Here is a 13,593-nt window from a genome sequence, read left to right as displayed (position 1 = left end):
CCCGGGGCCCATCCCCACCCCCACTGGGGCGGTCCCCGCACCCACGCCGGGCGCGACGGGCCAGTCGGCCCCGACGGCCAGCCAGAGCACGCCGAGCATCGCGCCATCATCCCAGGCACCCGCTGCGTCGAACAAACCGGCCGCACTCGGTGACGGCACGGGCCGCGGCCTGATCGCCCAGCCGGTGTCGCTGGCCGCCGCGGGCACGCCCGCGGTGAGCGCGGCCTCGGCTTCTCCGGCGGCCTCGGCTTCTCCGGCGGTCTCGGCCGCCCCCACGCCGGCGGCGACCGGGTCGACCGCGCCGGCCGGGGACAGCCCGCCCGCCGACGTGTTCGCTCGCTACGAGTCGCTGACGTGCGCAGCGGCCGACGTCCGCAAGGCCTCGGTCAGCACCGACCGCCCGCAGGACTGGACCGCCGCCTGTGACCGGACCGGGACGACGAAGTACCTGCTCAAGCCGGCCACGGTGGTCGGGACGGATGTGAAGACCGCCTCCGCGGGCCTGCAGGGCGGCGGCGGGACCACGGGCGTCACCACCGGGCAGTGGGTCGTGAACGTCGAGTTCACCGGTTCGGGCCAGAACAAGTTCACCAAGCTGACCGAGAGCACGATCGGCAAGCAGGTCGCGATCGTGCTCGACGGGGTGGTGCAGTCCGCGCCGCAGACCAACGAGCGCATCCCCGGATCGGCCCAGATCTCCGGCGGCTTCAGCCAGTCCGAAGCCGAGGACCTCGCCAACGTGCTGCGCTACGGTGCCCTTCCCCTGGCCTTCGAGCGCTCCCAGGCCGAGTCCATCTCGCCGACTCTCGGCCGTGACTCGCTGCACGGCGGGCTGCTCGCCGGCGCCATCGGACTCGTTCTCGTCATCGCCTACTCCTTCCTGTACTACCGGGCGCTGGGCATTGTCGTGATCGCCTCCCTCGCCGTCAGCGGTCTGCTGATCTACGCCTCGGTGGTGCTGCTCGGCGTGGCGATCGGGTTCACGCTGACCCTGGCGGGCATCGCCGGTCTGATCGTGTCGATCGGTGTCACGGCGGACTCGTTCGTGGTCTACTTCGAACGGATCAAAGACGAGGTCCGGGCCGGCCGCACGGTCCGGGCGGCCACGGATCGTGCCTGGCCCGCCGCGCGGCGCACGATGCTCTCCGCGGACACGGTTTCCTTCCTGGCCGCCGCGGTCCTCTACATCCTGTCGATCGGCTCGGTGCGCGGCTTCGCCTTTACGCTCGGGCTGTCGACGTTGAGCGATGTCGTGATCATGTTTATCTTCACCCGGCCGTTGGTGACGTTGCTGGTGCGGCGCAGACTGTTCTCGGTCAGCCGGTACTCGGGCCTGAGCCCGAAGACCCTCGGCGGGCGTGGCGGTGGCGTGGCGCCGGCCGCTCCCACCCGGGCGCGGCTGGCCAAGCGGCCGGCGCCGGCCGGGCAGAGGCGGGAGAGCTGAGATGGCACTGGTCGGGCGGATCTACCGCAGCGACTTTAACGTCGACTTCGTCGGCCGGCGCAAGGCCTGGTATGCCGTCTCCGGCGTCGTGGTCGCCGTCTGCATCATCAGCATGATCTTCCGTGGCTTCACCTTCGGTATCGAATTCTCCGGTGGCGCGGTCTTCCAGCTACCCAGCAGTGGCGGTACCGTCGCGCAGGTCGAGGACACGCTGTCCGGCATCGGGCTCGACCCGGCGGACAGCGTGGTCCAGCAGCTGGAGACCTCCCACCAGTTCCGGATCCAGACGCCGACCCTCTCCGACGCCCAGACCCGTGAGCTGACCGGCGCGTTGGCCAAGCGCTTCTCGGTGTCGGACCCGGACCGCGACATCGCTGTGTCGACCGTCGGCTCGTCCTGGGGATCGACGATCACAAACAAGGCCCTTCAGGGCCTGGTCGTCTTCCTCGTGCTCGTCGTGATCTACCTCTCGGTACGGTTCGAGTGGAGGATGGCGCTCGCGGCGATAGCCGCTCTCGTTCATGACCTCGTCGTGACTATGGGTGTCTACTCGCTGGTGGGTTTCGAGGTGACGCCGTCGACGGTCATCGCCGTGCTGACGATCCTCGGATTCTCTCTGTACGACACGGTGGTGGTGTTCGACCGGGTGCGGGAGAACACCGCGGGCATGGGCACGTCGACACGGCGGACCTACGCGGAGGCGACGAACGACGCGCTCAACGAGACGTTGGTGCGTTCGCTGAACACCTCGCTCATCGCCATCATCCCGGTCGCCTCCCTCCTCTTCGTCGGCGCCGGTCTGCTCGGTGCCGGCACGCTGAAGGACCTCGCGCTCGCCCAGTTCGTCGGTATCGCCTCCGGTACATATTCCTCCCTGTTCTTTGCCACGCCGCTGCTCGTCGACCTCAAGCGCGGCGACCCCGCCGTGCGGGCGCTGGACGCGCGGGTCGCCCGCGAGCGCGCCAGGCGGGTCCGGGCAGCCGCGGGTGCGCCGGGCACGGCAGTTTCCGCCGGCGCGGCGGTCGATCCGGCCGGCTGGGGTGAGGACGGTCCTGTCCCCGACGAGCGGGCCGAGCAGGCCGTAGGACGACCCGCCTCCGGCGCGCGTGAACCGGTTCCGGCCGGGGCGAACCTGGGCGGTGCCGCCCGACGACCGTCGGGCGCGCCCCCCGCCCGGCGCGCCGCGGGGCGCAAACCCGGCCGGCGCGGACGGCCGAGCGGTAAGAAACGCCGATGAGCCAGGTCACCGGCCGCGCGGATCCGGGCGGCCCCGATCGTGTGGCGGCAGATCTCCGGACGCCCCTGAAGTCCGGACGACCTTGAAGGTGGGAGAAGCGGCACGATGACGAGCATCGACGACGCACCGCAGCGATCCGCCGCGCACGACGCGGTCGCCGAGGTCCTGCGTGCCCACATCCGCGACATTCCCGACTGGCCGCAGCCGGGGGTCGTGTTCAAGGACATCACCCCGCTGCTCGCGACGCCGACCGCGTTCGGGGTGGTCATCGGTGCACTGGCGGACGCGGCCCGGGCGTTGGGGGCCACCACGATCGCCGGCATCGAGGCGCGGGGCTTCCTGCTAGCCGCGCCGGTCGCGGACCGGCTGGGCGCCGGCCTCGTGCCGATCCGCAAGCAGGGCAAGCTGCCGGGGCCGACCCGAAGCGCGTCCTACGACCTGGAGTACGGCGCCGCCACGATCGAGATCCACGCCGACGCAGTGCACGACGGCGACCGGATCCTGCTCGTCGACGACGTGCTGGCCACCGGTGGCACCGCGGCCGCCGCCCACAGCCTGCTCGGGGCTGGCGGCGGGGAGGTCGTGGGGCTGGCGGTCCTCATGGAGCTGTCCTTCCTACCGGGCCGTGATCGGGTTGCGCCGCTCGATGTCGTCTCCCTTCTGGCGATTTGATCTTGCCTGAGCGAGGTCCGCGGAAGGCTTCTGACCAGTGCGGCGTTAGGCTCGGTGTCTAGTCCTTACGCAGGAGCGGTTCGTGCCCGAGGCAGCGCCGGTGACCACCGGAGTTCCGCCGCCCGCCGTCACTCCCTTCCGGGAGCCCCGGCCGGTGGGCGATGCCGCACGGGCCACCGCCGGATCGGCGGCGCGTGAGCCGGCAGCCCACGGACCGGCAGCCCACGGACCGGCAGCCCACGGGCCGGCACAGCCGCCGGCCGCGGATGGTGGCGATGTCCGCGGGGAGGAGTCACCAGGTGGATCCCCGGGGGGGTCCGAGCTGGTCACCGCGGTCGGCATGGGACGGCGTCCCGAGGACGGTTCCCCGGTCGTCCCCCGGCTGGGGCACGAGTCGCCGCCGCTGCCGCGTCGGGTGCGCGGGCGGCTCTCCCGCTTTTCGACGCACCGGGCGACGCCTCCCTCGGCTCTCGATCCGGTGCTGCGCGGGCTGCTCGCGAACCACCCGCGCGCCGACATCGCCCAGGTGCAGCAGGCGTTCGAGGTCGCCGACGCGGCGCACGCCGGCCAGGTGCGCTTCTCCGGCCACCCGTACATCACTCATCCGATCGCGGTCGCGAGCATTCTCGCCGATCTGGGGATGGACACCGCGACGCTGTCCGCGGCGTTGCTGCACGACACCCTCGAGGAGACGACGCTTACCGTCGACACAATCCGGGACACCTTCGGTGACCATATCGCGCTCATCGTCGACGCGGTCAGCAAGCTCAACCGGGTCAAGGTCGGCGAGGCGGCCCAGGCGGAGACCATCCGCCGGATGGTCGTCGCGATGGCCCGCGACCCACGCGCGCTGGTGGTCAAGCTCGCCGACCGCCTGCACAACATGCGTACCCTGCGCTTTCTGCCCGAGCACAAGCAGGAACGCAAGGCCGGGGAGACGCTCGAGGTCTACGCCCCGCTCGCCCACCGGCTCGGCATGAACTCGTTGAAGTGGGAGCTGGAGGACCTCGCGTTCGCTGCGCTGTATCCGAAACGGTACGATGAAATCGTCCGGCTGGTCGCTGACCGGGCCCCGAGCCGGGACGTCTATCTGGCCGAGGTGATCGGGCAGGTGCAGGCCGGCCTGCGGGACGCGCGGATCAAGGCGGTCGTCTCCGGGCGGCCGAAGCACTATTACTCGATCTACCAGAAGATGGTGGTGCGCGGCCGTTCCTTCGACGACATCTATGATCTGGTCGGCATCCGCGTCCTGGTCGACTCGGTCCGGGACTGCTATGCCACGCTGGGCACCGTGCACGCGACCTGGAAGCCGATTCCCGGCCGGTTCAAGGACTACATCGCGATGCCTAAGTTCAACATGTACCAGTCGTTGCACACGACGGTCATCGGTCCCGAGGGCAAACCGGTCGAGCTGCAGATCCGCACGCACGCAATGCACAACCGGGCCGAGTACGGCATCGCCGCGCACTGGAAGTACAAGGAGGACGGGGTTGCGGCCCGGCCCTCGGCGGGGACCCCGGAGGGCGGGCGGGCCGGTCGGCGCAAGGGCGGACCCGACGCGGACCTCATGACCTGGCTGCGTCAGGTGCTCGACTGGCAGCGGGAGACCGCGGACCCGGGAGAGTTCCTCGACAGCCTGCGGTTCGCCGCCGAGACCGACGAGGTTTTCGTCTTCACCCCCAAGGGCGACGTCATCCCGCTACCCGCCGGGTCGACGTCGGTGGACTTCGCCTACGCGGTGCACACCGACATCGGTCACCAGTGCGTCGGGGCCCGGATCAACGGCCGTCTCGCAGCCCTGGACACCCCGCTGGACAATGGCGACACGGTCGAGATCTTCACCTCGCGGGCCCATTCGGCCGGCCCGAGCGGGGACTGGTTGATGTTCGTCCGTTCGTCGCGGGCCAGGACGAAGATCCGCCAGTGGCACGCCCGTGAGCGCCGGGAGGATGCGATCGTCGCCGGCCGCGACGCGATCGGCCGCGCGATGCGCCGCCACGGCCTGCCGCTGTCCCGCCTGATGAGCGGGGACGCCCTGCTGAACCTGGCCAAGGACCTGCGCTACGCCGACGTGGCCGCCCTCTACGCGGCCGTGGGGGAGAACCACGTCAGCGCCCAGTTGGTGGTCTCGCGGCTGCTCGTGGCCCTCGGCGGCCCGGAGGGGGCCGAGGAGGACGCGGGTGAGACCGAGCTGCCGATCCGCACGCTGCGCCGCTCGACCGGGGAGCCGGGGGTGCTCGTCACCGGTGCTCCCGATGTGTGGACGAAGCTCGCTCGCTGCTGTACGCCCATGCCCGGCGACGAGATTGCCGGTTTCGTCACCCGGGGCAAGGGCGTGTCGGTCCACCGGACGGACTGCTCCAACCTGTCGGGGCTGCGTGGCGGGCCGCACGACCGCACGGTCCAGGTCGAGTGGGCGCCGTCGTCGGGCTCGGTGTTCCTCGTCATGATCCAGGTCGAGGCGATGGACCGTACCAAACTACTCTCGGATGTCACCCGGGTACTGTCCGACCGGCACGTGAACATCCTGTCGGCGTCGGTGGCCACCACGCGGGATCAGGTGGCGGTCAGCCGCTTCACGTTCGAGATGGGAGACACCAAACATCTCAGGCACATCCTGAGTGCGGTGCGTGCTATCGAGGGTGTGTACGGCTGTTTCCGCGTTACCTCGGGCGTACAGGTCTAACGGGTCGAATCAGGGGGGCGCCGTGGATGCTGAGACCGTGGGTGCGGGTCTGCCGGCCGGCGGCGGTCTGACCCCCGCGCTGTCCCGGGCCGACGGCGACGCCGACGAGGCCTCCCGGGCCCTGTCGGCGGCCCGGCAGGCGAGCGTGCGTCTCGCCCACCTGGCCCGGCGGATGGCGACACCGCGGATGTCCCAGGTGCCGCCGGAGCTGCGTGACATCGTCGAGGCGCATCGCGACTATCATCCGCGTGCCGACATCGGCCTGCTGGTGCACGCCTACGGCATCGCCGAGCGGCTGCACGCCGGTCAGATGCGGCGCAGCGGGGATCCGTACATCAGCCATCCCCTCGCCGTCACCGAGGTCCTCGCGGAGCTGGGGGTGGACACGACCACCCTGATCGCCGCCCTGCTGCATGACACGGTCGAGGACACCGGGTACACCCTCGACTCCGTTACCCAGGAGTTCGGTGCGGAGGTGGCCAACCTCGTCGACGGTGTCACCAAGCTGGACAAGATGCGGTTTGGGGAGGCCGCGGAGGCCGAGACGCTGCGCAAGCTGATCGTGGCCCTGGCCCGGGACTACCGGGTACTGGTCATCAAGATCGCGGACCGGCTGCACAACATGCGCACGCTCGCTTTCATGTCCCCCCCCAAACAGGTGAAGATCTCCCGGGTCACGCTTGAGGTCCTGGCCCCGCTGGCCCACCGGCTCGGCGTCAGCGTGATCAAGCGGGAGCTGGAGGACCGGGCGTTCGCCGTGCTCCATCCCGCCGAGCACGCCCGGATCGCCGCCACGGTGGACGAGTTCACCGCCGCTGAGCGCGCGGCCGGAACCGTCGCGGCGCTGGTGGCACGGTTGCGAGCCGGGCTCGCGGGGGCTCGCATCGACGGCGCCGTCTCCATCCGGGTCAGCCACCTGTTCTCGATCTACAAGCGGGCTCAGGAGCGCAACCGGCCCGTCCAGGACTACACCGACCTCGTCCGCGTCCTCGTGCTCGTCGACGAGGTGACGGACTGTTACGCGGCGCTGGGTGTCATCCACGCCCTGTGGCGACCGGTGCCCGGCAGGCTGCGCGACTTCGTGGCCACCCCGAAGTTCAACATGTACCAGTCCCTGCACACGACGGTGACCGACGACGCCGGCCGCTCCCTCGACATCCAGATCAGGACGCCGTCGATGCACCGGCTGGCCGAGACCGGGATCGTCGCTCGACCGGTCGGGCCCGGCGCGGACGGCGCCCGCCTGGAGGGCCTGTCCTGGTTGCACAGCCTGCTGGACTGGCAGGAGGAGGTCGACTCGGACGAGTTCCTCGAGTCGCTGTCCTTGGACCTGGACGCCGACGAGGTGCTGGCGTTCACGCCCAAGGGCAGGATGCTCGCGCTGCCGGCCCGGTCCTCCCCGGTGGATGTCGCCTACGCCGTGCACACCGACATCGGGCACCGGGCGATCGGCGCCCGGGTCAACGGTCGGCTCGTCCCGTTGCATACCCGGCTGCGCAACGGCGACGTCGTCGAGATCCTGACGTCCAACCTCCCCGGCGCGGGACCGTCGGAGGACTGGTTGCACTTCGTCAGGACCTCCCGGGCCCGGGTACGTATCCGGCGCCGGCTGGCCCGGCAGCGCAGGGACGCCGCGGCCGGGGTGGCCGAGCCGGGCGTCACGACCACTCGGTCCGGGAACGGCGGCGGGGCGCGGACCGCCGGCGGCGCGGACGGCGTCTCGTCGGGCCTGCCGTCGCCGGCCCGTCCGATCGCCCGGCGCGGGGTGCCCAGCCTCGCGGCCGTGGCGGACGACGGGGTGGGTGGTCGGGCGCCGGCGAGGCTGGCGCGATGTTGTCTTCCGCTGCCCGGAGACGTGGTCGTCGGCTTCGCGACGCACGGCAGCACCGTGTCTCTGCACCGCCGGGAGTGCATGAACGCCACCGAGGCGGGGTCGGACCGCGAGCGCGTCGCGGTGGTGACCTGGTCGGCACCGCAGGCGCAGATCTTTTCCGCGGAGATCGCCGTCGAGGCGTTCGACCGCTACGGGCTGCTCGCGGACATCACCGAGGTGCTCTCGGAGATCTCGGCGTCCGTCCGCGCGGCCTCGACGACCACATCCGATGATCGGGTCGCGCATGCGCGTTTCACGATCGAGGTCACCGGGCCGGAGCAATTGGACAAGGTGCTCGGCGCCGTGCGCGGCGTCGGCGGTGTCTACGACTGCTACCGCGTGTGCCAGACCCAGGGGCCGTCGGCTCACGGCGCGCTCGCCGGGGACGGGTGAAGCCAGCGTAGGGCGGCGGTGGCACCGACCCGGGCGTGGCAGCCACCCGGGCGGGGGACCGCGGCAGCGGTAGGACTAACCGGTGGGTGGGACCAGGCCGGTTACGGGACCAGGCCGGTCTTCTCCGATTGGCGCGGGGTGTTGTCTCTTGCGCCCAGCGTGGCCTTTCCGCGCCGGAATGTACCCTCCGGATCAACCGGCGGTAAACGGCTTGCGACTGAACCGCCCATTCCGGGTGGATCCGGGTGGAATGTCACGCGGAGAATACGGACGATCCTACCGGACACCGTAAATTCAACGGCTACCGCCACTGATCGATGTAGGGTATCTTGCGTATCCATCGTTTTAGAGATGGGAGTGCGCGTGGGTTACCTTCAGGTCATCGTGAGTATCGACTCCCGGGAAAGCGCTGACCGTATCGGCAGGCTCCTGGTGGAGGCGCGTCTGGTCGCCTGTTTCCAGGTGATCGGGCCGATGAGCAGCACCTACCGCTGGAAGGGCCAGATCGAGCAGGCCGAGGAATGGCTCTGTCTGGCGAAAACGACCACCGAACGATTCGACGAGCTACATGAGCGGCTCGTGGTCCTCCACCCCTACGAAAATCCCGAGATCATTGCGACGCCGATCGTCGCCGGCCATGCCGACTATCTGGGCTGGATCAGCGCCGAGACGGCACCCACCGTCAGGTGAGTGCCCGCAGCTGCTCGTCGAACTCGCGCACGGTCTGGGTGTGCTGCCAGGGCCGCAGGTGCTCCCGGGCGCGGCGGATACGGGCCAGGCCCAGTGAGAAGTCCGTCTGGGCCACGATCGCGAGGGACTCGGCCGCGAAGTGGCAGGCCGCCTCGATCTCCCGCCGCTGGATGTGCACCTCCGCGATGTCGCTCATCAGTAACGACCGCTTCTTCGTCGCACCGGGAGCGGCCGCCCGCAGTGCCTCGGTGGCCGCGGCGTAGGCCGCGGCGGGTCGCCGTAGCCGCGTGTAGGTGGTGACCTTCAGGCCATCGAGCCGGCCCCGGTCGAAGAACTGCGTCCAGACCCGGTCCCCGTTGCTCTCACCCCGGTCGAAGGCATCCTGGGCACGGTCGAGGGCGGCCAGCGCCGCCCGGCCCTCGCCGCGGGCGGCCTGCTCCTCAGCCTCCCGGGCAGCCAGCCAGGCCCTGGTCATCACCGTGCTGCCCGTGGCGGCCCGTCGCTGGGCCTCACCGAGCAGCGCGCAGGCCTGGTCGTGGCGGCCACGGCTGGCGGTCTGGTAGCTCTCGTAACCGAGCACGCAGGCCCACAGGGCGTTGTCGTCGGCCTCGCGGGCGGCCTCGATGGCCACCCGGTAGTAGGCGACGGCCGCGGGCAGGTCGTTCATGTCGAACGAGAGCCATCCGGCGAGCGCCGCCGTCTCCCCGGCGGTGGAGGTCAGCTCACGGCGTACCGGGGACCGGCTCATGGTCTCCAGCAGCTGACTGAGCCTGCTCAGATGCCCGGTGACCCGCTGTATCAGGATCCGGGCGGGAACGCGCTCCTCCAGGCCGTACAGCCCCGCGGTGAGCTGGCCCAGCTCGTCGGCGAGCTCCGGGGTCACCGTGCTACGGCGGCGCAGCGCCGCCGAGAGGCGCTCCCAGGGCGGGGTGTCCGTGACGCCGTTCATGGGCACGACGGCGACGCTGCCCGCCGCGGCGAAGAGCCGGAGAAAGTCCCGACGTTCCACGGGAATACCGTTCGTGTCGATCATGTCGGCGCCGGGGTGAAGCACGAGTGTGCCCGCGGCGCCCGTCTCGCAGGCCGCCTGTTCAAGGTTCATCGACGCGGCGACGGCCGTACCCTGACCGGTTCCGCCCAGCGGTGCTCCGGCGGCGGCGGGAAGCGCTTCGTCGTCCACGAAACCGAGCTCCGCCGACGACCGGCCGAATAGTGCCCGCAACAACCGCTGATAACGCAGGCTCGGTTTCTTGTCGCCTTTCTCCCACTTGCAGATCATGTTGCCGGTCACTCCGGCCTCGCGACCCTCGTGGATGACGGAGAACCGACGGATCTCGGTGGCGAGCCGTTCCTGCGACCAGCCCCGTTCCTCCCGGCTCAGCCGCAGCCGGGTGTTGGGTGTGCGGGTGTTGGGTGTGCGGGTGGCGGGCATCCTGCCGCCACCGGATACCTCAGGTGCTGGCGCGGAGGCCACCGGTGCGCGGGGAACTGCCGAAGGACCGGTCGTGAGCTGCATCGGAGCCTCCGAAGTCAATCGGTTGACTCCAGGAGCTTAACCCTCTGTGAGATAAGACGGTCATGCTCGGGCGTGGTCCCTTCGGGACCATCTACGGCAAACGTGTGGTCATCCCGACGCGCCTGCGACCGCCAGCGTCTTCGCCGAGTGTCGCCTTCTAGAGTGTGATGGCGTGAGAGCCGGCCCCCTCGACCGAAGCCCTCGTCCACGACGTCCCGTTCCACCAGCCCGACCGCTGCGCGCGTGGCAGCGTGCGGCCCTGGAGACCTACCGGTCACGGTCGTCGTCGGGCGCCCGGGACTTCATGGCGGTCGCCACCCCGGGCGCCGGGAAGACGACCTTCGCCCTGCAGGTGGCCGCCGACCTTCTCACTGCCGGCGAGATCAGTCGGATCACCGTCGTCGCGCCCACCGAGCACCTCAAACGCCAGTGGGCCGTGGCCGCGGCGGAGGTTGGTATCGACCTCGATCCGGACTTCCGCAACTCGGCCGGGGCGACATCCTCCGACTACACCGGTGTCGCCGTGACCTACGCCCAGGTGGCGGCGCATCCGGCCCTGCACCGCGCCCGGACCGCCGCGCGCCGCACTCTGATCGTCCTGGACGAGATCCACCACGCCGGCGACGCGCTGTCATGGGGTGAGGCGATCCGGGAGGCGTTCACCCCGGCCGCGCGGCGCCTCGCGCTGACTGGTACTCCGTTCCGCTCCGACGTCAACCCGATCCCTTTCGTCACCTACCTGCCGGGCCCCGACGGGGTGATGCGCAGCATCGCGGACTCCTCCTACGGCTATGCCGAGGCGCTGCGCGACGGGGTCGTCCGCCCGGTGCTCTTCCTTGCCTACTCGGGTGAGATGACCTGGCGGACCAGTGCCGGCGCGGAACTGAGCGCCCGGCTCGGGGAGCCGCTCACCAACGAGCAGACCGCCGCCGCGTGGCGCACCGCGCTCGATCCGGGCGGGGACTGGATGCCGGCGGTGCTCGCCTCCGCCGACACCCGGCTGTCCCAGGTGCGGGCCGGCGGCATGCCCGACGCGGGCGGGCTGGTCATCGCCACGGATCACGCGGCCGCGCGCGCCTACGCCGCGCTGCTCACCCGGATCACCGGCACCTCGCCCGTGTTGATCCTCTCCGATGACCCGACCGCGTCGACCAAGATCGCCGACTTTCGCCGGTCGGCCGACCGGTGGATGGTGGCGGTACGGATGGTCAGTGAGGGCGTGGACGTGCCCCGCCTCGCGGTCGGGGTCTATGCGACCTCGGCGTCGACCCCGCTGTTCTTTGCCCAGGCCGTCGGGCGGTTCGTTCGGGGCCGCGGTCACGGGGAGACGGCGTCGGTCTTCCTCCCGAGCGTGCCGTCCCTGCTGGCGCTAGCCGGCGAGATGGAGGTCCAGCGGGACCACGCTCTGGAGAAGTCCCCGCGCGATCCGGACGTCTTTGACGACGACGCGCTGCGGGACGCCAACCGGCGCAAAGACACCCCCGACAAGCCGGATACCTTGTTCACGGCGTTGGGATCCTCGGCCCATCTCGACCGAGTGATCTTCGATGGCGGCGAGTTCGGCACCCCGGCGGCCCCCGGGTCCATCGAGGAGGAGGACTTCCTGGGCCTGCCGGGCCTGCTGGAGCCCGATCAGGTCGCGGTCCTGCTGCGCCAGCGGGAGGCTGCCCAGCAGGCCGCCCAGCAGGCCGCCACGCGCCGTGCCGCCGCCCGTGCCGACGATTCGGTCCCGGCCGTCCCGCCGGCCCGCGAGGGCGTGCAGCCGGCGGCCGAGGCGGCTACCCGGCCCGTGCACGAGGTGATCGGCGAGCTGCGCAAGGAGCTGAACCGGCTTGTCGGCGCACACTTCCACCGCACGGGCAAGCCCCATGGGATGATCCACGCCGAGCTGCGCCGGACCTGTGGCGGTCCGCCGAGCGGCCAGGCCACCGCTGCGCAGCTCCAGGCCCGCATCGACACCATCCGCCGCTGGGCCGGTTGACCGGCGGGTCAGCCGCCCTGGGCGATCGTGATCGAAAGAATCTTCGGCTTGCTCGCCGGGGCACCGTCGGAGCCGCCGCCCTCGACGCCGGGCCCGGTGAGCTTGTCGAGCACGTCGAGTCCCTTGGTGATCTTCCCGAAGACGGTGTAATTGCCGGCGAGCGCCGCCGCGCCCTGCGGGGTCGGGTTCTGGTAGTTGATGAAGAACTGACTGCCGTTGCTGTCCGGCAGTTGGCTGTGCGCCATCGCCAGCACGCCTCGGTCGTAGGTCACGCCCTGGGTGTTCTCGTTGGCGTACCCGTACCCCGGGCTGCCGTTGCCGGTTCCGGTGGGGTCGCCGCACTGCAGGACCGAGATGCCCGCGTCGGCGCCTCCGGTCTGGCGGTGGCACGCGGTGCCGTCGAAGTACCTGGCGCCGGCGAGCGTGCGCAGGGCGTGCACCGTGCATGGTGCCTTCTGAGCGTCCAAGGCGGCCGTGATGGTGCCGGCGCCGGTGGTGATCACCATTGTCGCCGGGGACGTGTCGACGGTGGCCGCAGCCGCCGGCAGGGTGGCGCCGCGGGCCGGGGTCTCCCCGTTGGAGGTGTAGGTGCACTGTCCGACCCTGCTGGTCTGCCGGGGGGCGGCCGATTGTGTTGGCTCGGTCGCGGTGGGTGCGGTCGCGGTGGGTGTGGTCGTGACACCGGCGGCGGCCACGTCGGGGTGGTCGTCCTTGCCGGTGAGCAGGATCGCGGCGATCGTCGACGCCGCGACGACGATCGCGATGAATCCGGAGACGACCGCGAGCCGCTGCTGACGGCGGCGATGGGCGAGCCGGCGCCGCTCCGCCTGTCGGGTCGCCCGGGCCTCGGCGAGCTCGCGTTGACGTCGCTCCCTCGAACTGGCCACCGTCGCCGGCCTCCCTCGCTTCTGATGTGGTCTGTTGCTTCTGGCATGGTCTGGTTCTGGTGCGGTCTGGTTCTGGCGTGGTCTGTGCACCGTAACCGGTGAGCGGCGGATCGCCCCGCATGGTGCCTGCCGGGGCGGGTGCCTACCGGGGCGGGTGCCTACCGGGCCGGGAGCGGACCGGTGAGCGGGCCGGACGGCTGGTAGCGTTACCGCA

9 protein-coding genes are annotated in these 13,593 nt (G+C 70.9%); 7 read left to right on the top strand and 2 right to left on the bottom strand.

Annotated elements, in window-relative coordinates; translation table 11 throughout:
• From secD to cutA, 6 genes are all read left to right on the top strand, one after another.
• The coding region (gene secD, locus AC08OV_RS07565; RefSeq protein ID WP_476619481.1) for a protein translocase subunit SecD at positions 1 to 1,444 on the top strand (1,444 nt) is incomplete at its 5' end.
• A 1-nt stretch (position 1,445) separates the two neighbouring features.
• The gene (gene secF / locus AC08OV_RS07560) at positions 1,446 to 2,681 is read left to right on the top strand and encodes a protein translocase subunit SecF (RefSeq protein WP_476612616.1); all 1,236 of its coding nucleotides are present in this window, start codon (positions 1,446 to 1,448) and stop codon (positions 2,679 to 2,681) included.
• Between the two features lie 105 nt (positions 2,682 to 2,786).
• Positions 2,787 to 3,353, top strand: a complete 567-nt coding sequence (locus AC08OV_RS07555; protein WP_476612617.1) for an adenine phosphoribosyltransferase — start codon at positions 2,787 to 2,789, stop codon at positions 3,351 to 3,353.
• An 82-nt stretch (positions 3,354 to 3,435) separates the two neighbouring features.
• A complete protein-coding gene (locus AC08OV_RS07550; protein ID WP_476612618.1) occupies positions 3,436 to 6,039 on the top strand; it encodes a RelA/SpoT family protein in 2,604 nt (867 codons plus the stop codon).
• A 22-nt stretch (positions 6,040 to 6,061) separates the two neighbouring features.
• A complete protein-coding gene (locus AC08OV_RS07545; RefSeq protein WP_476612619.1) occupies positions 6,062 to 8,305 on the top strand; it encodes a RelA/SpoT family protein in 2,244 nt (747 codons plus the stop codon).
• A gap of 363 nt (positions 8,306 to 8,668) precedes the next feature.
• The gene (cutA, locus tag AC08OV_RS07540; RefSeq protein WP_476595121.1) at positions 8,669 to 8,995 is read left to right on the top strand and encodes a divalent-cation tolerance protein CutA; all 327 of its coding nucleotides are present in this window, start codon (positions 8,669 to 8,671) and stop codon (positions 8,993 to 8,995) included.
• Here the strand turns inward: cutA and AC08OV_RS07535 are convergent.
• Positions 8,988 to 10,511, bottom strand: coding sequence for a helix-turn-helix domain-containing protein (locus AC08OV_RS07535; protein ID WP_476612620.1), 1,524 nt, complete (start codon positions 10,509 to 10,511; stop codon positions 8,988 to 8,990). The genes cutA and AC08OV_RS07535 overlap by 8 nt on opposite strands.
• Before the next feature lie 172 nt (positions 10,512 to 10,683).
• Here AC08OV_RS07535 and AC08OV_RS07530 point away from each other — a divergent pair, with 172 nt between their 5' ends.
• Positions 10,684 to 12,492, top strand: a complete 1,809-nt coding sequence (locus AC08OV_RS07530) for a DEAD/DEAH box helicase (RefSeq protein ID WP_476612621.1) — start codon at positions 10,684 to 10,686, stop codon at positions 12,490 to 12,492.
• Positions 12,493 to 12,500: 8 nt separating this feature from the next.
• Here the strand turns inward: AC08OV_RS07530 and AC08OV_RS07525 are convergent, their stop codons facing one another.
• Positions 12,501 to 13,379 (bottom strand): peptidylprolyl isomerase, encoded by an 879-nt coding sequence (locus tag AC08OV_RS07525; protein ID WP_476612622.1) that lies wholly within the window; start codon positions 13,377 to 13,379, stop codon positions 12,501 to 12,503.
• Between the last annotated feature and the right edge of the window lie 214 nt (positions 13,380 to 13,593).

The organism is Frankia sp. CeTa3Moorea (genome assembly GCF_978021225.1).
This window is presented reverse-complemented; position numbering and strand designations above follow the sequence as displayed.